Annotated in this window: 24 protein-coding genes and 1 pseudogene; 14 read left to right on the top strand and 11 right to left on the bottom strand. The window is 62.3% G+C overall.

The features are described 5' to 3' along the window. Window positions 1–91: 91 nt before the first annotated feature. Together AC1RGE_RS15300 and recQ are read right to left on the bottom strand one after the other, a co-directional pair. Complete coding sequence (locus AC1RGE_RS15300; protein WP_011059918.1) at window positions 92–526, bottom strand: MarR family transcriptional regulator; 435 nt, start codon at window positions 524–526, stop codon at window positions 92–94. Window positions 527–645: 119 nt separating this feature from the next. Then, a complete protein-coding gene (gene recQ / locus AC1RGE_RS15295; RefSeq protein WP_011059917.1) occupies window positions 646–2,772 on the bottom strand; it encodes a DNA helicase RecQ in 2,127 nt (708 codons plus the stop codon). Window positions 2,773–3,046: 274 nt separating this feature from the next. Here recQ and AC1RGE_RS15290 point away from each other — a divergent pair, with 274 nt between their 5' ends. Together AC1RGE_RS15290 and AC1RGE_RS15285 are read left to right on the top strand one after the other, a co-directional pair. Continuing rightward, complete coding sequence (locus AC1RGE_RS15290) at window positions 3,047–3,634, top strand: UPF0149 family protein (protein WP_011059916.1); 588 nt, start codon at window positions 3,047–3,049, stop codon at window positions 3,632–3,634. Window positions 3,635–3,644: 10 nt separating this feature from the next. Next, window positions 3,645–4,040 carry a YbaN family protein gene (locus AC1RGE_RS15285; RefSeq protein ID WP_011059915.1) on the top strand — a complete coding sequence of 132 codons (396 nt, stop codon included), beginning with the start codon at window positions 3,645–3,647 and terminating at the stop codon, window positions 4,038–4,040. An 80-nt stretch (window positions 4,041–4,120) separates the two neighbouring features. On the opposite strand, the gene AC1RGE_RS15280 is transcribed toward AC1RGE_RS15285, so the two are convergent. After that, window positions 4,121–4,717 carry a tRNA-uridine aminocarboxypropyltransferase gene (locus AC1RGE_RS15280; protein ID WP_492584579.1) on the bottom strand — a complete coding sequence of 199 codons (597 nt, stop codon included), beginning with the start codon at window positions 4,715–4,717 and terminating at the stop codon, window positions 4,121–4,123. Between the two features lie 9 nt (window positions 4,718–4,726). Beyond that, window positions 4,727–5,620 carry a LysR family transcriptional regulator gene (locus AC1RGE_RS15275; RefSeq protein ID WP_011059913.1) on the bottom strand — a complete coding sequence of 298 codons (894 nt, stop codon included), beginning with the start codon at window positions 5,618–5,620 and terminating at the stop codon, window positions 4,727–4,729. 358 nt (window positions 5,621–5,978) lie between these two features. On the opposite strand from AC1RGE_RS15275, the gene speB reads away from it, so the two are divergent. The 6 genes and pseudogenes from speB (at window position 5,979) to AC1RGE_RS15245 (ending at window position 9,884) form a co-directional block, all read left to right on the top strand. Then, on the top strand, window positions 5,979–6,929 hold the full coding sequence (gene speB / locus AC1RGE_RS15270; protein WP_011059912.1) for an agmatinase: 951 nt from the start codon (window positions 5,979–5,981) through the stop codon (window positions 6,927–6,929). A gap of 164 nt (window positions 6,930–7,093) precedes the next feature. Next, a pseudogene (locus tag AC1RGE_RS15265) lies at window positions 7,094–7,285 on the top strand (DUF4440 domain-containing protein); the annotation flags it as partial. Window positions 7,286–7,306: 21 nt separating this feature from the next. After that, entirely contained in the window at window positions 7,307–7,522 is a 216-nt protein-coding gene (locus AC1RGE_RS15260; RefSeq protein ID WP_019093738.1) for a hypothetical protein, read from the top strand. Window positions 7,523–7,654: 132 nt separating this feature from the next. Continuing rightward, window positions 7,655–9,034 carry a sodium:solute symporter family protein gene (locus AC1RGE_RS15255; RefSeq protein ID WP_492584578.1) on the top strand — a complete coding sequence of 460 codons (1,380 nt, stop codon included), beginning with the start codon at window positions 7,655–7,657 and terminating at the stop codon, window positions 9,032–9,034. A gap of 304 nt (window positions 9,035–9,338) precedes the next feature. After that, a complete protein-coding gene (locus AC1RGE_RS15250; RefSeq protein WP_072444248.1) occupies window positions 9,339–9,596 on the top strand; it encodes an acyl carrier protein in 258 nt (85 codons plus the stop codon). 27 nt (window positions 9,597–9,623) lie between these two features. Next, entirely contained in the window at window positions 9,624–9,884 is a 261-nt protein-coding gene (locus AC1RGE_RS15245; RefSeq protein WP_011059909.1) for a hypothetical protein, read from the top strand. An 88-nt stretch (window positions 9,885–9,972) separates the two neighbouring features. On the opposite strand, the gene AC1RGE_RS15240 is transcribed toward AC1RGE_RS15245, so the two are convergent. Both AC1RGE_RS15240 and ptrR read right to left on the bottom strand, forming a co-directional pair. Continuing rightward, complete coding sequence (locus tag AC1RGE_RS15240) at window positions 9,973–10,101, bottom strand: PA1414 family protein (protein ID WP_011059908.1); 129 nt, start codon at window positions 10,099–10,101, stop codon at window positions 9,973–9,975. Between the two features lie 133 nt (window positions 10,102–10,234). Beyond that, a complete protein-coding gene (gene ptrR, locus AC1RGE_RS15235; RefSeq protein ID WP_011059907.1) occupies window positions 10,235–11,128 on the bottom strand; it encodes a putrescine utilization regulator PtrR in 894 nt (297 codons plus the stop codon). Window positions 11,129–11,232: 104 nt separating this feature from the next. Here ptrR and AC1RGE_RS15230 point away from each other — a divergent pair, with 104 nt between their 5' ends. Further along, the gene (locus tag AC1RGE_RS15230) at window positions 11,233–12,393 is read left to right on the top strand and encodes a YbfB/YjiJ family MFS transporter (protein WP_011059906.1); all 1,161 of its coding nucleotides are present in this window, start codon (window positions 11,233–11,235) and stop codon (window positions 12,391–12,393) included. A gap of 8 nt (window positions 12,394–12,401) precedes the next feature. On the opposite strand, the gene AC1RGE_RS15225 is transcribed toward AC1RGE_RS15230, so the two are convergent. The 3 genes from AC1RGE_RS15225 to AC1RGE_RS15215 form a co-directional block, all read right to left on the bottom strand. Beyond that, on the bottom strand, window positions 12,402–13,325 hold the full coding sequence (locus tag AC1RGE_RS15225; RefSeq protein WP_053150154.1) for a DMT family transporter: 924 nt from the start codon (window positions 13,323–13,325) through the stop codon (window positions 12,402–12,404). Window positions 13,326–13,411: 86 nt separating this feature from the next. Beyond that, window positions 13,412–13,834 carry a DUF2177 family protein gene (locus AC1RGE_RS15220; protein ID WP_401155397.1) on the bottom strand — a complete coding sequence of 141 codons (423 nt, stop codon included), beginning with the start codon at window positions 13,832–13,834 and terminating at the stop codon, window positions 13,412–13,414. 28 nt (window positions 13,835–13,862) lie between these two features. Next, entirely contained in the window at window positions 13,863–14,699 is an 837-nt protein-coding gene (locus AC1RGE_RS15215; RefSeq protein ID WP_492584577.1) for a CvfB family protein, read from the bottom strand. Window positions 14,700–15,041: 342 nt separating this feature from the next. Between AC1RGE_RS15215 and AC1RGE_RS15210 the strand changes: the two genes are divergently transcribed. From AC1RGE_RS15210 to AC1RGE_RS15200, 3 genes are all read left to right on the top strand, one after another. Further along, window positions 15,042–15,230: a PFL_1563 family small protein gene (locus AC1RGE_RS15210; RefSeq protein WP_016962619.1), complete on the top strand. Its 189-nt coding sequence runs from the start codon at window positions 15,042–15,044 to the stop codon at window positions 15,228–15,230. Between the two features lie 197 nt (window positions 15,231–15,427). Further along, window positions 15,428–16,147, top strand: coding sequence for a TorF family putative porin (locus tag AC1RGE_RS15205; RefSeq protein ID WP_011059901.1), 720 nt, complete (start codon window positions 15,428–15,430; stop codon window positions 16,145–16,147). A 65-nt stretch (window positions 16,148–16,212) separates the two neighbouring features. Continuing rightward, a complete protein-coding gene (locus tag AC1RGE_RS15200; RefSeq protein WP_492584576.1) occupies window positions 16,213–17,082 on the top strand; it encodes a DUF6279 family lipoprotein in 870 nt (289 codons plus the stop codon). A 7-nt stretch (window positions 17,083–17,089) separates the two neighbouring features. Here AC1RGE_RS15200 and AC1RGE_RS15195 read toward each other — a convergent pair whose 3' ends face one another. Further along, window positions 17,090–17,482, bottom strand: a complete 393-nt coding sequence (locus tag AC1RGE_RS15195; RefSeq protein ID WP_015634584.1) for a hypothetical protein — start codon at window positions 17,480–17,482, stop codon at window positions 17,090–17,092. Window positions 17,483–17,679: 197 nt separating this feature from the next. Here AC1RGE_RS15195 and AC1RGE_RS15190 point away from each other — a divergent pair, with 197 nt between their 5' ends. Continuing rightward, complete coding sequence (locus tag AC1RGE_RS15190) at window positions 17,680–18,423, top strand: DUF899 domain-containing protein (protein ID WP_258718301.1); 744 nt, start codon at window positions 17,680–17,682, stop codon at window positions 18,421–18,423. 117 nt (window positions 18,424–18,540) lie between these two features. Beyond that, a complete protein-coding gene (locus AC1RGE_RS15185; RefSeq protein WP_011059897.1) occupies window positions 18,541–19,488 on the top strand; it encodes an AraC family transcriptional regulator in 948 nt (315 codons plus the stop codon). A gap of 65 nt (window positions 19,489–19,553) precedes the next feature. Here AC1RGE_RS15185 and AC1RGE_RS15180 read toward each other — a convergent pair whose 3' ends face one another. Further along, window positions 19,554–20,135 (bottom strand): hypothetical protein, encoded by a 582-nt coding sequence (locus AC1RGE_RS15180; protein WP_053156871.1) that lies wholly within the window; start codon window positions 20,133–20,135, stop codon window positions 19,554–19,556. Between the last annotated feature and the right edge of the window lie 276 nt (window positions 20,136–20,411).

Here is a 20,411-nt window from a genome sequence, read left to right as displayed (position 1 = left end):
ACGCAAAAAACGCCCCTGGGCGCAGCAGGCTTGAATTCAGAATGGCAGAGGAACAAGACAAACCGGGGTCAGGCAACCCCGGTTGAAGGCGTCAGGATTTTTCCAGATTGGCCAGGATGCGCTCATGAACGCGAATGCAGACCCGCAAGTCCTCTTCGTCAACGCCAACGAACAGCTCATGACGCAGGGCGGTGGCGATGGTTTCGATCTGTTCGATCAAGGGCCGGGCGGACGGACAGAGAACGATTTTCTTCGCCCGGCGATCTTCCACCACCGACTGGCGCTGAACCAGGCCCTGGGTTTCCAGGCTGTCCAGCAGCCGGGCCAGGGTCGGCCCTTCTACGCCGACGCTTTGCGCCAGCTCGCGCTGAGTGGGCGCCTCTTCGAAGCGGGCCAAATGCAACAGCACCAGCCAGCGGGCCTGGGACAGGCCGAGCCCCGCCAGGCGGCGGTCCAGTTCGGCACGCCAGCCGCGAGACATATGCGCCAGCTGCATACCAAAACGGTGTTCATCGGTTAACGGCATAAAACACTCATGATCAGACTGAAAATAAAGAAAAACTAATTATTAGTCAGCTAAGCATGCCCCTTGCCCGGAGGCAAGGCCTGTAAGGGACTGAATCGTTACAACATTGACGCACCCCTTCACATTTCAAACTCCGACTCCAAGGCCGCACGCACGCAATACAGCACCCCTTCCGGCACCCTTCCGGCAAACACCGGGATAACCTCGGCCACTGGCGGCAACTCGCCCTCGCCGTCGAGGAACGCATCCTGGATCTCTCCCAGCAGGTCTTCCGGCAAGTCCAGGGCCTGCTCCAGCGACAGCTGCTGCTTGCCGATGGCTTCGGCGAGCAGGGTGTAGACGTTCTTTTCCGTGCACTGCAACTGGCCGGCGATCTGCACCGGGGTCATCCCCGCACGAGCCAGGGTGATCAGTTCATGGCGCAGGTCGGCAACCACTTTCGGCGCCTCGACACCGCCGCCGAGGACTTCGAGGAAGGCTGCGCCATAACGCTCCAGCTTGCGCGCACCCACGCCGCTGACCTCGGCCATTTCGGCCATGGAGCCGGGCTGGCTGCGGAGCATTTCGAGCAAGGTGGAATCGGGGAAAATGACATAAGGCGGCACCCCATGTTCTTCCGCCAGCTTGCGTCGCAGGGCCCGCAGCGCTTCCCACTGCTCGCGCTCCTCGCCCCGTACCAGCTGGCTGGCCTGGCTGGTGCTGCTCTTGGGGGTGGTTTGCGGCTTGAGATCACGACGCAACTCCAGGGTCACTTCGCCCTTGAGCAGCGGGCGGCAGCTGTCGCTCAGGCGCAGGCCGCCATAACCTTCCAGATCGATGTCGGCCAGGCCGCGGGCCACCAACTGGCGGAACAGCGAGCGCCATTCGCCTTCGCTGCGGGCCTTGCCGACACCAAATACCGACAGGTGCTGATGGCCGAAACTGCGGACCTTTTCCGTGTCCTTGCCCAGCAGCACATCCACCAGGTGACCGACGCCGTAGCGCTGGCCAGTGCGATAGATCGCCGACAGCGCCTGGCGTGCCGGCTCGGTGGCGTCCCAGGTCTGTACCCCATCGACGCAGTTGTCGCAGTGACCGCAGGGTTGCGGCATGTCTTCATCGAAATAGGCCAGCAGGGTCTGGCGCCGGCAACGGGTTTCCTCGCACAGGGCCAGCATCGCATCGAGCTTGTGCTGCTCAAGACGCTTGTGGCGCTCGTCGCCCTCGGAGTTCTGCAGCATCTGCTTGAGCATCAGCACGTCCTGCAGCCCGTAAGCCATCCAGGCGTCTGCCGGCAGGCCGTCACGGCCGGCGCGACCGGTCTCCTGGTAGTAGGCTTCCAGCGACTTGGGCAAGTCCATGTGGGCCACGAAGCGCACGTTGGGCTTGTCGATGCCCATGCCGAAGGCAATGGTGGCCACCATGATCAGGCCTTCTTCATTAAGGAAGCGCTTCTGGTGATAGGCCCGCAGCTCATTGGGCAACCCGGCATGGTAGGGCAGCGCGGTGAAGCCCTGCTCGCAGAGAAATGCAGCCACTTCGTCGACCTTTTTGCGCGACAGGCAATAGACGATCCCGGCATCGCTGCGCCGCTCGTTGAGGAAGGCCTGCAACTGCTTGCGTGGCTGCTCCTTGGGCACGATGCGATAGAAGATGTTCGGCCGGTCGAAGCTGGAGAGAAAACGCTCGGCGTCCTGCAGGTGCAGGCGATTGACGATCTCTTCCCGGGTGCGCTTGTCAGCCGTGGCAGTCAGGGCAATGCGCGGCACCTGGGGGAACATTTCCGCCAGTTGCCCCAATTGCAGGTATTCGGGGCGGAAGTCGTGGCCCCACTGGGACACACAGTGGGCTTCATCAATCGCGAACAAGGCGATTTCCAAGCTCTGCAGAAACGCCAGCATGCGCGGCTGGACCAGGCGCTCGGGGGCCAGGTAGAGCATCTTCACTTCGCCGCGCCGGATGCGCGCGGCCAGGTCACGCTGCTGCTCGGCGCTGAGGGTGGAGTTCAAGGCTGCCGCCGCGACACCGAGTTCCTCCAGGGTCGCAACCTGGTCGTCCATCAGCGCGATCAGCGGCGAAACCACTACCGCCAGCCCTTCGCGAAGTAGCGCCGGGACCTGGAAACACAGCGACTTGCCACCACCGGTGGGCATCAGTACCAAGGCATCGCCGCCGCTGGCCACGCGCTCAATGATCGCACCTTGGCGACCACGGAAACTGTCGTAGCCGAAGATGTCCTTGAGGACGCGTTGAGCCTGTTCGAGCATGAAAAACTCCAAAAATCGCTGAAATCCCTGGGGGCAGACTGGACGAAAAGCCGGCACGCTTCACCGACATTTGCGTTAGCGGACTTGTCCGGAGCGGACGACCAGCCTGCAGGGCATCACAAAACGCGCGAGTATACCCGACCCCTTCCCGGCAGAGGGCACCGACAATGGACCGCTGGTAACCTTTAGAACCGCTCAAATCGGCACCGCGGCTGGCTTGAGCGCGCAAGAAAGCCTAGAATTCAGCATCGTTTATTCCCCAAGGTAGCCGTCAATGTCCTTCGCTGAGCAACTAACCCGCCTGCAAGTCTTCCTCGATGCAGATGATCTGCACGACGAGGCGCTGGACTACGTGGCCGCTCACGGCTACCTGACCGCGCTGTCCATCTGCTCGGAAAGCGTTCCGGACCGTGAATGGATCGACGCCCTGTTCGCCGAAGAGCCGCACTACCGTGACGACGCCGAACGCGAAGCCATCGAGTCGACCCTGCTGGCCCTCAAGGCGCACATCGCCCGCCAACTGGCTTCCGACGAAGAATTCGAGCTGCCCTGCGAACTCGACCTGGGCGAGGACCCGGACGACTCCGACCTGCGCGGCTGGTGCATCGGCTTCATGGAAGGCGTGTTCCTGCGTGAAGCGGCCTGGTTCGAAACCGCCGAGGAAGAAGTCAGCGAGATGCTGCTGCCGATCATGGTGGGTTCCGGCCTGTTCGACGAACAGCCGGAGTTCTCCGACATCGCCAGCGATGCCAACCTGATGGACGACATGATCGTGCAGATCCCGGAAGCGCTGACCGCGCTGTACCTGCTGTGCAACGCCCCCGACGAAAAACCTGCACTGCTCAAGCCGCGCCACCACTGAGTCGTTGCCTATGGCCAAGCCCATAGGCCAACGCCCCCTGCTATGGCGTTACGTTCTGCTGGCCATCGGCTGGTCGAGCGTAGCGCTGGGGGTAGTGGGTATCTTCCTTCCTGTATTGCCTACCACGCCTTTCCTGCTGCTGGCAGCCGCCTGCTTTGCCCGTAGCTCGCCACGCTTCTACCAATGGCTGGTGCAACACCCGCGCCTGGGTCCGTGGATCCGCGACTATCTCGACGGCAACGGCATTCCGCTCAAGGGCAAGGTCTACGCCATCGGCCTGATGTGGTTGAGCATCGGCTTCTCCTGCTACCTGGTGCCATCGCCCTGGGCCCGGGGCTTCATGCTGACCAGCGCAGTGCTGGTGAGTCTCTATATCCTGCGGCAGAAGACCCTGCGGCGCTCCTGAAGGTTTGTGGGGTGGCCGGCAAGCGCGGGGCCACCGCGCACCATCACCGCCTGCGGCAGCGGCGCCAGACTCGGGAGCGGTCAGGATTTGGCGTGGTTGCGCTGGTAGGTGTCTTCGCCCATCGCGGCAATCTGCCCTTCGATCAGGGCCTCGAAAGGCCGCAACAGCGGCTCGAACGAAGCAGGAGCTTCAAGTACCTGCAATGCCTGAACGATCGCTTCCACAGTGGACAAGGCTCCCGGCCCCGGGGCCTTGCGCAGGCGATAGCGAGACTCCACCCCAGTCGCCAGGGTCACCCTTGGCAGCGCCGCCAGCAACGGATTGAGGTGCAGCAACTTGCGCGCCTTGCGCCAGGTGCCGTCGGGCACCACCAGCAGCAGCGGTGCATCCGTCTCGGCATAGGCCTGCAATGGCCGGGCATCATCCGCCGGGAACAGCAGGCATGCTCGATATCCGGGCTGGTCGAGCAACGCCGGCAGCTCCTCGAACACTTCCCCCACCACCAGTTCGGCGTTGTTCAGCCCCAGCGCCGCCAGACGTGCGGTGTTCAAGGCATGATTGACCTCACTGGGATGCTGTAACAACAGCACTCGGGTGCGGCTGGATAGCTGCGGAATCAGCGGGCACAGACAATGGCCCGCAGGGCGCAGGCAACGCTCGCAGCGTGCTCGAGACATGGGACCTCCTTATGACTGGTTGAGCTGCGCCTTGAGCAGGTCGCGAAAGGTCTGGATCAGCGGCTCTCGACCGCGTCCGCGACGCATGATCATGGAGAACGGCGCCTGGTAGCCAAAGGTTGCCGGCAGCAGCACCCGCAAGTCGCCCTTGTCCGCCCAGGCCTGGGCGTAATGTTCCGGCAGGTAGCCGATGTAGGCGCCGGACAGCACCAGGATCAACTGCGCCTCCATGCTCTCCACCGTCGCCGCACTGTGCTTGAAGCCGTGCCGGGCCAGTTCGGCCTGGCTCCAGTAGCCGCGGCCGACCATGCGTTGCTGGGTGATCACCTGCTCGGGAATGCGCCGCTCGCTGTACAGCGGGTGGCGGTTGCTGCAATACAGCCAATGCTGCTCGCGGTACAGCGGCATGTACACCAGGCCGCTCATGCGCGTGGAAAAGGCACCGATGGCCAGGTCCAGGCGATTGTCCTGCACCCCCAGCTGCAACTCGTGGGGGCTCATCACCGACAGGTGCAGGTGCACCGCCGGATGCTCCTGGCTGTAGGCGCCGATGGCCTCGGCGAACGGCAGGGCCTTATCGCTCACCGTGGAGTCGATCACCCCCAGGTTCAGGGTCCCGCGAAGCTCGCCCTTGAGGGCTGCGGCGTACTGTTCGAAACCTTCCAGCTCGCCCAGCAGGCGCAGGGTTTCCTGGTGGAACAGCTCGCCCTTGCTGGTCAGGCTGAAACCGCCCCGGCCACGGTGGCAGAGCACCAGGCCCAGGGACGCCTCCAGCTGGCTCATGTAGGTGCTGATGGCCGAGGTGGAAAGATTGAGTTCATGCTGGGCGTTGGCGAACCCCTGATGCCGCACCACGCTGACGAAGATGCGCAATAGTTTCAGATCAGGTAAAGCGTTGGCCATGACAGGCTCCGATAACAGGCAAAACGACAACGTCCCTGCGGCGAGGGGCGGGTTCTCGCCGAGTGGCAAAGCAACCCCGATGGCCTCCATGCCCGCTTTCAATCCAACCCTGCAACCCGGATAACGGTGGCTGCACCACCGGACGGGAGCAAGCTCCCTCGCCACCAAGGGCCTGGGGAGCAGCGCGGGAGTCTAGCGCGCCATCGGCCATTAGTTTAGAAAAATCTGAACTAAGTATTTGTTCGTAGCGATTCTTTCCCCGCACTACATTTCGCAGAATCGGCCCCACTCGGTTGCTCGGGCAGGATTCGCTGCGCCGTCGACCCCATAAATATAAAACAACGATGAGGCCTATCCCGTGGACAAGATTCTCCACCAACCACTGGGCGGCAACGAAATGCCGCGCTTCGGCGGCATCGCCACCATGATGCGTCTTCCCCATCTGCAATCCGCTGCCGGCCTGGACGCTGCGTTCGTCGGCGTGCCCCTGGACATCGGCACCTCGCTGCGTGCCGGCACCCGTTTCGGCCCGCGGGAAATCCGTGCCGAATCAGTCATGATCCGCCCTTACAACATGGCCACCGGCGCTGCCCCGTTCGACTCGCTGTCGGTGGCCGACATCGGCGACGTAGCGATCAACACCTTCAACCTGCTGGACGCGGTGCGCATCATCGAAGAAGCCTATGACGGCATCCTCGAACACAACGTGATTCCCCTGACCCTGGGCGGCGACCACACCATCACCCTGCCGATCCTGCGGGCCATCCACAAGAAACACGGCAAGGTCGGGCTGGTGCACATCGATGCCCACGCCGATGTCAACGACCACATGTTCGGTGAGAAGATCGCCCACGGCACCACCTTCCGCCGCGCCGTGGAAGAAGGCCTGCTGGACTGCGACCGCGTGGTGCAGATCGGCCTGCGCGCCCAGGGCTACACCGCCGAAGACTTCAACTGGAGCCGCAAGCAGGGCTTTCGCGTGGTCCAGGCCGAAGAATGCTGGCACAAATCCCTGGAGCCCTTGATGGCCGAAGTCCGCGAGAAAGTCGGCAACGGCCCAGTGTACCTGAGCTTCGACATCGACGGCATCGACCCGGCCTGGGCCCCAGGCACCGGCACCCCGGAAATCGGTGGCCTGACCACCATCCAGGCCATCGAGATTGTCCGTGGCTGCCAGGGCCTGGACCTGGTGGGCTGCGACCTGGTGGAGGTTTCGCCGCCTTATGACACCACCGGCAATACCTCGCTGCTGGGCGCCAACCTGCTGTACGAAATGCTCTGCGTGCTGCCTGGCGTCGCCCATCGCTGAGACTCAGCACATGCTGCGCGCCGCCAGACCGTTTGCGGCGCAAAGCGGTACTACCCGCTTCATCTTTACCCCGTCCTCGACTGCTGTTGCGCAATGCCTGCCAGGCATTAGCCGGCCGATGACGGGCCAAGGATGGTTCCGAGGTGCGGTGACGCATCCCGGACAACGCCGTCGTCCGCCCACAAGGGGACGGCGCCGGATTGACTCATGACGTAGCCACGAAGCTGCGCATGCAAGGGGAGCAAGACTTCAGCCAGGAACGCGAAACCATTGGGTCTCGCACAAAACAACAAGGCCTCTGGCTGGCCTGTCACAACCATTTGTCCGCTGTGCCGGAAGGGCTGCCACCCCCTTAGCCAATGTGATCGGAGCAGATCATGAATAACAACAAAGAAAAAAACCCTAGCAACATCGCAACCAACAGGATCGGACAGATCCTCGAGCACCAGCGCGACACCAGGCCTTGCGACCTGTTTCGCCTGCCCCCCGGCCTGGCCAGCACCGCCATCGCCACTCTCGAAACTGCGCACTCCAGCATGGCCAGCCGCTGTACCAGCGGGCTGCTGGCAAGTCGCGCGCTACTGCCCGGATAACCTCCTGGAGCGGCCGGCCTCGCGATAGAGCCCCTGGGTCTTGCACAAGACTTGACCCCGCCTTCGCTGAGCAGCCAGCACCTGCATGAACCGTTTGTTTCACATAAAAAAGATAATCGGAGACACGCCACCATGGCTTTAGATCTATTTGTCGTACTCATCTATGCCGCCGGCATGCTCGTACTCGGCTACTACGGCATGCGCAAGGCCAAGACCCACGAGGACTACCTGGTGGCCGGCCGCAACCTGGGCCCGACCCTGTACATGGGCACCATGGCCGCCACGGTCCTGGGCGGTGCCTCCACCGTCGGCACCGTGCGCCTGGGCTATGTCCACGGCATTTCCGGTTTCTGGCTGTGCGCCGCCCTGGGGGCGGGGATCATTGCCCTGAACCTGCTGCTGGCCAAGCCGCTGCTCAAGCTGCGCATCTTCACCGTCACCCAGGTGCTGGAGAAGCGCTACAACCCCATGGCCCGCCAGGCCAGCGCAGTGATCATGCTGGCCTACGCGCTGATGATCGGGGTGACTTCGATCCTCGCCATCGGCACCGTTCTGCAAGTGCTGTTCGGCCTGCCGTTCTGGGTTTCGGTTTTGCTGGGAGGCGGCGTGGTGGTGGTGTACTCGGCGATCGGCGGCATGTGGTCGCTGACCCTGACCGACATCGTCCAGTTCGTGATCAAGACCGTGGGCCTGATGTTCATCCTGTTGCCGATCTGCCTGTACCGCGTAGGCGGCTGGGATGAGTTGGTGGCCAAGCTGCCAGCGTCCAGTTTCAGCTTCACCGCCATCGGCTGGGACACCATCATCACCTACTTCATGATCTACTTCTTCGGCATCCTGATCGGCCAGGACATCTGGCAACGGGTGTTCACCGCCAAGACCGAGAAAGTCGCGCAATACGCCGGCACCCTGGCGGGCTTCTACTGCATCCTCTACGGCCTGGCCTGCGCCCTGATCGGCATGGCCGCCCATGTTCTGCTGCCGGACCTGGACAACGTCAACAACGCCTTTGCCGCCATCGTCAAAGCCTCGCTGCCGGACGGCATCCGTGGCCTGGTGATCGCTGCGGCGCTGGCCGCCATGATGTCCACTGCCAGCGCCGGCCTGCTGGCCGCCTCCACCACCCTGACCGAAGACCTGCTGCCAAGGCTGCGCGGCGGCAAGCAATCGAGCCTGGGGATCAACCGCCTGTTCACCTTCCTCACCGGCATCGTGGTGCTGGGCATTGCCCTGGTGGTCAACGACGTGATCAGCGCCCTGACCCTGGCCTACAACCTGTTGGTGGGCGGCATGCTGATCCCGCTGATCGGCGCCATTTTCTGGAAACGCGCCACCACTGCCGGCGCTATCGCCAGCATGGGCCTGGGCTTCGTCACGGCTCTGGCCTTCATGTTCAAGGACGGCCTGGATGCCAACACACCGATCTACTACAGCCTGGCCGTGGGCCTGGTGAGTTTCGTGGTGGTGAGCCTGACTTCCCGGCGCCCTGCGCCCCTGGCCAACGCAATCTGACGTGAAGCCGGAGGTCTGAAGCTTTTCTTCGACGGGTGCGGCGTCGGTGGCCGCACCCGTTTTTTTTTGCCTGGCAAAAGCCTCGCGGCAGCGACGGGCAAAGCCCGCAGCCATTTTCGTCAGGACCATGAATGGACGAATGGTTACCCCGCCGGAAAAAAACCTGTGCTGTACTCAGATCCAGCGACGACTGTTCCCGCAGGAAAACAGTACAAGGATCGCTGGCCGCCTCAGTGCACGCTATCGCTTCACCCTTGGATGGGGTCATAAAACAATAAGAGCCTCTCCCTGCCCCGAGGTGTTTATGGACCGTTTCTCCATCCAGCAAAGCATCCGTCATGCCATCGATGCACAAATGGCCCAGAAGTGGCCAATCCCGCCCTGCCAGGCCCGCGAACACGACACCTACTCCCTGGACCTCAAGGCCCTGCTGCACAGCCTGGAGCGAGAGTTCAACATTCGCCTGGATCCCGACCGCGACCTGTATCGAATCAGCAGCATCAGCGAGCTGAGCCTGTTCATCCTGGAAAAGACCCGCGCCGACGCTGCCCGTCCCGCCTGACCTGCTGTCGTATCGGGAGCAACGCAGATGAATCGGGCCCAAGCGCGCGCGGCAGTGCACCTGCTCATTCGCCACTGGCTGGATGAGCCTGTGGATTTCGATGACCAGAGCGGTCTCTCTGAACTGGGGCTGGACAGGGATGATATCGAGGCGCTGCTGTGGCGCCTGGAGGACAGGTTCGACCTGGGTGTCTTGCCCCGTGAAGAGCAGCGAGCGCTAGGGCAGCTGGAAAGGGTGGATGACCTGGTGCAATGGTTATTGGAAAAGGCCCGGCAAAACCAGGATTGACCCGATTGCCCCAGGCCTGTGGCCCAGCGACTGCCGGCTAGAAAACATCCGCGAGAGCCGGAGCCTGCACTCCGCTCTCGCCTCTGCTTCAGCGACGACGTTGTTGACGGCGCCGCAGCTCTTCGTCGGTAGGAATCGGCACCGGTTGCAGCGGTGGCTCGATCAGGCCCAGTGCGACGCCAAGGTCGTGCAGCCAGCTTTGCAGTTTGTCTTTCATAGTGCCCCCTCAGGGTCGTGCCGAGCGGCGATACTGCGCCGCCTCAAGCAGATAATAGCCCTATCTTTTCCAGCGCGCTGCTGCGCAATGGCAATGAACTGTTACTGGATTAAAGCCAATGGCCATCGGGTGTTCAAGCATGGGCCCGCGCCTGCTGCGCAAGCTGCACGCCAGCGCCCTGTTGCAGCTCGATCCAGGCATTGAGGTTGGCCCCGACCATGCCCTTGCGCCACATCAGCCAGGTAGTGGCACGGGCAAAAGGCTCGGCCAGGGCATGCACCGCCACGCTTTCGCGCCCCGGCAGGCTGTCGAGCATCGACTGAGCCATCAGCGCCACCCCGGAACCGGCGATCACACAGGCCAGCATGCCCTGATAGGACTCGATCTCCATGGCCCGCCCCATCGCGGCGTGGTAGTGGGCAAACCAGGATTCCAGACGCATGCGATAGGAGCAGCCCTGGCGAAAGGTGAACACCGCACGGCCCTCCACGTCCCGGGCCGTACGCACCGGCGGATGGTCGGCTTCGCTGATCAGTACCAGGGTCTCGTCGCACAGGGGCACGCCATCCAGGCCTGCCAGCTCCAGCGGCCCGTCCACCAGGGCCGCATCCAGGCGCCCGGTGAGCAAGCCTTCGAGCAACTCGCCGCTGGGCCCGGACTGCACCTGCAGGTTCACCGCCGGATAAGCCCGGTGATAACGCGCCAGCAATGCAGGCAAGTGAATCGCCGCGGTGCTGTACATGGTGCCCAGGACAAACTCCCCGGCCGGCTGACCGCCCTGCACCGCGGCATGGGCCTCGTCGTGCAAGGCGAACAGGCGCGCGGCGTAATCCAGCAGCACCTTGCCCGCCGGCGACAACTGCAGGCGCTGACGCTCGCGCAGGAACAGTTCGACCCCCAGCTGCTCCTCCAGTTGCTTGAGCCGGGTCGAGAGGTTCGACGGCACTCGGTGCAGGCGCTCGGCGGCGCGAGTGATGGAGCCTTCCTCGGCCACGGCCTGGAAGATGCGCAATTGGCTGAACTCCATGACTTTCTCCAAAACTGAACAAGTTACTCAATATTATTTATTTTTAAAGAAAGTCAATCAGTCCTAGCCTGACGGTCATTGTCCCCATCGATGGAAAGCCGACCATGTCTCCCCTGCTCCGCCTGCTCGCCAGCTTCATTGCCCTGATGATGGCCATGGGCATTGGCCGCTTCGCCCTGACCCCGCAACTGCCGCACCTGATCAGCGAAGGCCAGGTCGACCTGACCGCCGCCGGGCTGATTGCCGCCGCCAATTACCTGGGCTATTTCCTCGGAGCCCTGGACGCCATGTTCGCCAGGCGTCCGGCCCAGGTGCGCCTGCGCCTGCTGGGCGGCTTGTGGCTGTGCGTGCTGCTGACCCTGGCCTCGTTCTGGGCCCAGGGCTTCTGGCCGCACCTGCTGCTGCGCTTCGGCACCGGGGTGGCCAGCGCCTGGGTGCTGGTGATGATCACGGCGCTGAGCCAACCCCTGGCCCAGGCGGCGGGCCGGCCACGCCTCGGGGCCCTGGTGTTCGCCGGCCCGGGGCTGGGCATCATGCTCACCGGGCTACTGGCCCTGGGCTCCAATCTTCTGGGGCAAAGCTCGGCCAACCTGTGGCTGCTGTATGCCGCGGTCGCCTTGTTGATGCTGCTGGTGATCCTGCCGATCCTGCCCCCGGCCTCGGCGCGCCCCAGTGGCGAAACGCAGAGCGCCTGCGCCACTGAGCACAGCGTGGCGCGCCTGGGGCTGGTCTACGCCCTGTATGGCGTGGGCTACATCATCCCCGCGACCTTCCTTTCGCAGATGGCCAATGCGCGCTTCCAGGGCCAGTGGCAGGCCGACCTGTTCTGGCCCGGTTTCGGCCTGGCCGCGGCCGTAGGCGTGGCCCTGGCCAGCCTGCGTCGGCACACCCCGCACAGCACCCGGCAATGGCTGATGGCGACCTTGTGGCTGCAGGCCGCCGGGGTCTTTGCCTGCCTGCTGGGCAGTGGCCTGGGGCTGGTATTGGGCGTGTTGCTGTGCGGCACGCCGTTCCTGGCCTGCATGCAGTTGGTGATGCAGCGCTCCCGGGAACTGGCACCGCAGTCGGCCCAGCGCAACGCCGGCCTGCTCACTGCCTGCTTTGCCGTGGGCCAGTTGAGCGGCCCGTTGCTGGCCGCCCTGAGCAGCCACTTCAGCGGCGACCTGCAACTGGCGCTGGTGGTGGCGGGCTGCGGCTTGCTGATCGGCGCCAGCCTGCTCTGGCAACTGCGACCAAGGGCACAGCGCTGTGCGGTCGTCTCGTGAAGCGCGGGCTACAACAAGCGCTGGATCCGCCGCCGCAGCCACTGTTCGGCGCTGACGAAGGTAATACCCAGCAGCACCAGCATTGCCCCCAGCACGAAGTTGAGGCTCAAGGGCTCGTCCAGTAACAGCACGCCGAAGGTCACGCCGAACATCGGGGTCATGAAGGAAAACACTGCCAGGTTCGCCGCCAGATAACGCCGCAGCAGCCAGAACCAGGTCAGGTAGCTGAAGAACGATACCACCAGCCCCTGGAACAACACGCTGGCCACCGCTACCGGCGTCAGGCTGACCTGGGTCACCTGGCCGCTGAGCACGGCGATCAGCAACAGGCCGACGAAACCGACGATCAACTGATAGAACAGGGTCAGGGTCGCCGGCGCCTCGGACAGCCGCGAAGCCCGCACCACCACTGTGGTCGCGCCCCAGGCCAGCCCCGCCAGCAGTCCCAGAATGTCGCCCAGGAGCATGCGCCGGTCCAGGTTGTCCAGGGAGATCCCGCCGGCAAAGGCAATGCTGATGCCGATAAAGGCCAGGACGATCCCCAACCATTGCAAGGGCCGCAAGCGTTCGCTGGGCAACAGCCAATTGACCCCAAGGGCGGTGAAGATCGGTGCGGTGTAGAGAAACACCGACATGTGCGCGGCACTGGTGAGCTTCAGGCCTTCGGCGATAAACAGGAACTCCAGGCCAAACAGAGCGCCGGCCAGCAAGCCGCCGCGCCAGGTACTGGAAACCTGGGACCAGCCGCCTTTCCAGCACATCAGTACAGCCACCAGCAGCGCCGAGATCCCCGAACGGGCGGCCGCCTGCATGATGGGCGCGATGTCCGCCGCGGCCCACTTGATCATCACCTGCTGCACGCCCCAGATCAGGCACAGCCCCAACATCACCTGCAGGGCAAACCCATCGGCGTTGCGCCGTTCGATGCTCACCGCCGTACCTCACATTGATTCAATGACATGACCCCTACCCGAAATAAAGAACTGCCGCCGCGCCTGACGGGTCCCCTGGAGCAGACCTAGTTCCCGTCGTTTGCGCCAGGCGCCCAGCGGCAGGCACAGAAGACGCCGAAACTGCAGGCCAGGGCACTGGCCAGCATGCCCCAGGCCATGTCCAGCAGCGCCAGGGAAGCCGACCAGCCCTGCAAGGTCGCCCAGTTGCTCAGGTCATAAGTGCCGTAGGCCACCAGCCCGAGCAGCGCCCCCAGGCACGCAGCCCGGCGCCAGCCGCCCTGCTGCAGGGCGGGCCGCACGGCGAACAGCAGGCAACCGCTAACGTAGAGGAGGTAGAACAGCGCTGCCGGCAACAGCCGTGGCTGTTCCAGCAGCAGCGCCCCCAACTGGGTCCGGTAGGTTTCGCCCATCATCAGCCCCAGCCAGAGCGCGTCGAGTAGCAGGAACGCCAGCAAGGTGGCGAGCCAGGCAACCAGCGTGGTTTTCATAAGCCTCGCCCGCCGCGTGAAGTGAGTCTCAGCTTAGCTCGATACGATCCGCGTGAATGACAATCTGGCCCTGCTTGTAGAGGGCACCGATGGCCTTCTTGAAGTTGCCCTTGCTAACCCCGAACAAACTGCTGATCAAGACCGGATCGCTCTTGTCGCTGACCGCCAGCGAGCCATCGTTTTCCCGCAACTTGGCGAGGATCTTCGAGTTCAGGCTGGTGGCCGCCTGTTCACCGACAGGTTGCAGACTCAGGCTGATCTTGCCGTCGGCGCGCACTTCCTTGATGAAACCTTTCTCTTGCATCCCCGAGCGCAGGAACTTGAACACTTCGTTCTTGTGGATCAGGCCCCAGTGCTTGTTGTTGATGATGGCCTTGAAGCCCATGTCAGTGGACTCGGCCACCAGCAAGTCGACTTCCTGGCCGGCCTTGTAGTTGGCCGGCGTCTTGTCCAGGTAGCGGTCCAGACGGGCCGTGGCGGTGATACGGCGAGTGTGCTTGTCCAGGTAGACATGCACCACGCAGTATTCGCCGGCGTTCATCTGGCGCTTTTCCTCGGAGTACGGCAGCAGCAGATCCTTGGGCAGCCCCCAGTCCAGGAACACCCCGATACTGTTAACTTCGACGACTTTAAGACTGGCGAACTCACCAACTTGAACTTTCGGCTTTTCGGTAGTTGCGATTAACTTGTCAGCACTGTCCAAGTAAACAAAAACATTCAGCCAGTCTTCATCTTCACTGGGAATGTCCTTGGGGATATAACGATTGGGCAGCAATATTTCGCCGTCTGCCCCACCGTCCAGATACAAACCAAAGTTAGTGTGTTTAACCACTTGCAAACTGTTGTAGCGCCCGACTAAAGCCATTTCCAATACCCTCATTGCGTGGGCGGCATTCTACCTGTTTTCCAGGCCTGCGTTGACGCTCCTGAATCGCCGGCCACGAAATCCTTGATTTTTCTGGCGTTCCCGGCGCTCAACCGGCCGCTCGTCAGGCAAACAGCCGTGCATAGAGCCTTTGCGGAGCACAGCGAGAGGGCATTTTTTTCGATGGGTCCTTAGTTAAAACAGCGACTTAGGAAAATATCCGAAAAATAAACTTAGGAAAAACAGCAGGAAGCGCCTTTCTGTTCCAGGGGATATTTACCAAGCAATTGTCAAGTATTTCTGATAAGATGCCTGGCCAAATTAATTTTCCCGAAAGGTTAAATGGCCGCCATGCGAGTAAAAGCCTCCAACAGCAAAGCAAAACCAGCTCCCGCCGTTGAAACCAGTGAATCGATCAACGAACAGATCGCAGCGTTCCTGAAATCGGGCGGCGAAATCCAGCAGATCGCCAAAGGCGTCAGCGGCCAGACTTTCGGCCCGTCCAAGCAGATCAGCCTGGGCAAGAAGTAACTCCCCCGCGCATTATCCTGGTCCCTTAGCGCTTTGCCCTCAAAGCGCTAGGACTGGCACCCGCTCTCCTCCCCACTACCAGCAAATCGACGAACGGCCTTCAGCCAATGGCATTCGCCGGTATCCTTTACTCCCTCTAGATCAATCGTTTCAGCCGCCTTTCAGGTTGTCGCTCCGCGCAGTTCAGGGAGTGCTGCATGCTCAAATCCTCGTTGCTGGCCTGCAGCCTGCTGTTGGCCTGCCCCATTGCCCATGGGCAAATCTTCCAGCGCGAGCTGGGGGATTTCGACCTCAAGCTGGGCACCAGCCCCAGCCGCAGCATGGCCCAGGGCCTGGTCAAGCCGTCCTCAAGCGGCTCGTTCCACGGCGGCCTCGACCTGAGCCACGACAGTGGCTGGTATGCCGGCCAGTGGGCCCCCAGCATGGGCCTGAGCCCCTCCAGCAAACTGGAGGTGGATTCCTACCTGGGCTTCAAGCAGCCCTTCGACCAGACCCTGGGCTACGAACTGGGAATGATCCACTACAACTACCCGCAGTTGCGGACCCAGGACAGCCAGGAATTCTACGGCGGCCTGACCCTGCTCGGTAGCCGCTTCGGCGCGGCCTTCAGCAATGACCCGGACAAACGCAACAGCACCCTGTTCGCTGACCTGGGCGGCAACGTACCGTTCGGCATTGGCGTCAGCGTCAAATACACCACCCATCAACTGAACAATGGCGTCTCGATCGCCGACGGCGGCTACGTGGCCGGCTTCAATGACTGGTCGATCAAGCTCTCGCGCCCCTGGCTGGGGATCGACCTGAACCTGATCTACAGTGACTCCAGCCTCAGCGGCAACGACTGCAGCGCCTACTCCGGGCATAACCCGCAATGCGACGGCCTGCTCACCTTCAAGGCCGAACGGGCGTTCTACTGAACGTCTGAACTGCGAGGCACCTTCAGGGTTCAGATACAGCAACCCGCACTCGCAAGGACTCGAACATGGCGCGCCGCTGGCACCTCCTCATTCCGCTCCTGATCATCAGCCTGCTGCTGGGCGCCTGTAGCCGGGTCGGCCTGGCCTATCGCAACCTGGATGTGATCATTCCCTGGAACCTCAACGACTACCTGGACATGAACAGCGAGCAGAAGAGCTGGTTCAACCAGCGCCTGCAGCAGCACCTGAGCTGGCATTGCACCACCCAGCTTCCGGGTTACCTGGACTGGCTCGACCGCCTGCAACTGATGGTGCAGAACAACCAGGTCAGCGACCAGGGCTTGCAAGAGCGCACCCGGGAAGCCAAGCAAGCCATCGCCGAAACCGCCCAGCAGATCACCCCGTCCGCCGTGGAGCTGCTCCAGGGTCTGAACGACCAGCAAGTCAAAGAGATGAATTCCGCCTTCGCCAAGGACCTGCAGGAACACCAGGAGCAATACCTCAAGCCGCCGTTGGCGCAACAGATAGAGCAGCGCAGCCAACGCATGAGCAAGCGCCTGAACGCCTGGCTCGGCCCCTTGAGCCCGAGCCAGCAGCAACGGGTGGAACAATGGTCCAGCAGCCTGGGCGAGCAGAACCAGCAGTGGATCGCCAACCGAGCCCACTGGCAGGCGCAATTCAGCGCGGCTGTAGAGCAACGGCAAAACAGAGATTTCCCACAACGTATCGAGCAATTGCTGGTACACCGCGAGAGCTTATGGACGCCGGATTATCGCCAGGCCTACGCCCACACCGAACAGGCCGCACGCAGCCTGCTGGTGGACCTGATGGCACAAAGCACCCCGGCCCAGCGCCAGCGCCTGCTGAAGAAAATCGACGGAGTGCGCAAGGACTTCGCCGAGCTCAAATGCCTGCAGAACGCCCGCCAGGGCTAGGTGCAACCTAGGCGATCTGGGCCTTGGAGGCCACCTGATCGAAGGTCGCCGGATCCAGCGCATCGGCCTGCTCCTCCAGCACCTGGCGCGGGTGATCATTGCCCGGGATGCTGCTGTCGATCAGGCACAGCAGGCTGGAACCACGGGGCGTGAGCACGAAGTTCTCGCCATTGCCCCCCTCCTCTTCCGGCCGGCTTTCGATAAAGCCACGGTCCAGCAGTAACTTTTCGTACTCGGTGGCGGTGACTTTCAGGTCATCCAGATTGCCGGTGGGCTCGCCTTCCGCCGCCTTGGCCGCCGCATGCTGCTCGGCATAGGGTCGCGGAGTGAAGCTGTGGCCGGCGCCGTTCTGCACTTCGTGCAGCAGTCGTTCGATCAGATCCCAGTTATAAGTCGTCATCCTGATTCAACCTCCAGACAAGAGAATGAAATGCCTTCACACGTTGTGACCGGCAGGCCATTCAGCCGTTCAGGAAATCCACCCCAGCCCGCCGCCCCCTGATCGGAAAACCGCTGGGCGGTTTGTCGATCCACTCCAGCGCCAAACGACTAGCGTGTGTAAGACCCATCGCCCCCACTGCCTTGAGGAGAGATGTCATGTCCGTTACCGAGCATCCCGTGGTCTCCCGGGAACAATGGCTGCAAGCCCGCAAACAGCACCTGATCCACGAAAAGGCCTTTACCCGCCAGCGCGACCAGCTCAGCGCCGAACGCCGGGCGCTGCCCTGGGTAAAAATCGACAAGCCCTATCAGTTTCATGGCCCCGATGGCCCGCTGGGCCTGGCCGATCTGTTTGGCGACCACAGCCAACTGCTGGTCTACCACTTCATGTTTGCCGAAGGTTGGGAGGAAGGCTGCAAGGGCTGCTCGTTCGTCGCCGACCACTTCGATGGCGCCAACCAGCACCTGGCCCACCACGATGTAGCGCTGGTGGCCATCTCCCACGCCCCTTATGCCGAGTTCCAGGCCTTTCGCCAGCGCATGGGTTGGCATTTCGATTGGTATTCCAGCGCCGGCGACGACTTCAACCAGGACTTCGGCGTCAGCCTCAGCGCCGAGCAACTGGCCCAGGGCACTGCCAGCTACAACTACGAACAGGCCAGTGGCAATGAGCAGGAGTTGCCCGGGCTCAGCGTCTTCTACCGCAACCCGCAAGGTGAGATATTCCACACCTATTCCACCTATGCCCGCGGGCTGGACCTGTTGCTGGGGGCCTACAACTTCCTCGACCTGACGCCCAAGGGGCGCAACGAAGAGCAGATCATGGGCTGGGTCCGGCACCACGATCGCTACCAGGCAACGCCCCAGGGCAAGAACAGCAGTTGCTGTTGTGACGATTGAGAACCTGTTCGCCGGCAGAACCTGCCGCAGGAGCCAGCTTGCCGGCGAATCGCACTCACAAACGGCACAAATCTGCGGCAGACTGTGACGACCCACCCAGCCAACTAAGCTGTAGACATGAGCGCCGCCTATCACAGCCTCCACGAATACACCCTGCGCATGAGCCGGGTGCTGGAGCATATCGACCAACACCTGGACCAACCCCTGGAGCTGGCGGACCTGGCGCGGGTCGCCCATTTCTCGCCCTACCACTTCCACCGCCTGTTCAGCGCCTGGGTCGGCGAGCCCCTGGGTGCCTACCTGCGCCGCCGACGCCTGGCCTGCGGCGCCTACCTCATGGCCAGCCGCCCCTCGGCCTCAGTGCTGGAAATTGCCCTGGAAGTCGGCTTCGGCTCCGGCGAGGCATTTTCCCGGGCCTTCAAACAGCACTTCTCGGTCTCCCCCAGCACCTGGCGCGATACCGAGCCCAAACGCTGGCACCGCCGCCTGGACGACATCCGCGAACGCCGCCTGCGTGAATTGCGCAATCCTGATCAGACCCACATCCCCGCCTTCGACGATCCTGACGCCTTCATTCACCTGAAGGAAACCGCGATGAAGGTCACCCTGCAGCAACTACCCGCCACCCGCGTGGCCTACCTGCGCTATATCGGCGCCTACGGCCCGGGCATTGGCGTTTTCTGGCGCGAAACCGCCGCGCCGTGGATGCTCGAACACCAGCTGTTCAACCGCGTGCGCTACGGCATCGGCCACGACGACCCGGACCTCACCCCCGCCGACAAATGCCGCTACGACGCCTGCGTGGAAGTGCCCGAAGACTTCAAGGCCAGCGCCCCCGCGGTCGTCACCACCCTGCCCGGCGGCCTCTACGCCGTGGCCCACTACCGCGGCCTGGGCCCGGCTATCGCCGACGCCTGGATCGAACTGTGCCGCGACTGGCTGCCCAAGAGCGGCCTGCAATTCGACCCGCGCCCGGCCTTCGAACGCTACCCGGCGGATGCCTTCTACGACGTCAAGACCGGGGAGCTGGAGTGTGAGATCTGCATTCCGGTGAAAAAGCTATAACCCAAAAAGCACGTTGATCCCCCTGTAGGAGCGAGCTCGCTCCTACAATCCCTCCACACACTCACTCAACGAGAAGGAATGGCCGTGATATCGCGAACGATGAACCTCGGCAGAGCACGAATGTAGAAGTTCTCCACATCCGAGTTACCGCTGTTGGTGATCGCCCCCAACATGGTCTTCATATTGCGCAACTGGCCCATGGCCCCGGCAGGCTGCAAACCATCGCGCTCCTGGGCGAAATGCAACACCTCGGCGCCGTCGCGCTTGACCTGCACCTTGTAGCCAAAGTCGACACTGGCAAGGATCGTATTGTCATCGACGACCATCGACACCAGCCCGCCCTGGGAATCACTGAGGCGGCGCTTGTACACCGCATCTACATCCAGCAGGTAGTCGGCACTGTCCTTGGTGGCGGCGTAGCGATTGGCATTGCCCAACTGCCGGATCAACTCCATGCCCAGTTGCTGACGCAACTTGTCCTCGGGCAGAAAACGCTCGCTCTCGCCGACCAACTGCAGGTTGAAGGTGTCGATCCAGTAAGTCGCGTTGGCGGGAATCTGCACCGGTTTGGGCGAGATGTAATAGTCCGGGGTGGAGGCACAACCGGCGAGCAAAGCGAGGGTGAAGAGCAGAGACAACAGACGCATGACGGATCTTCCTTGAGAGGTTTTCAACAACTGAGAAAAACTTAGCGACGCGTACAGACCTAATTAATCCGCTATAAAAAGAGCTCAACAAAACAACCACTACAAGAGTAAATTCAGGCCAAAATACGCCAATTCTGAAGACCATATAACAACACCAAACCAAATAATTTCCAACTATATTTTTCACCCCACAAAACTAGAGCCTCGAAAAAACCAGCTAGCTCCTCACAAAAAACAAAAGCGTTAGGCTACTTTACCTTTTCCACAACCAAGGGC

The organism is Pseudomonas sp. GW823-FHT02C05 (assembly GCF_058797595.1).
The sequence above is the reverse complement of the archived record's forward strand: the minus strand, read 5'-3'. Positions and strand labels throughout refer to the sequence as shown.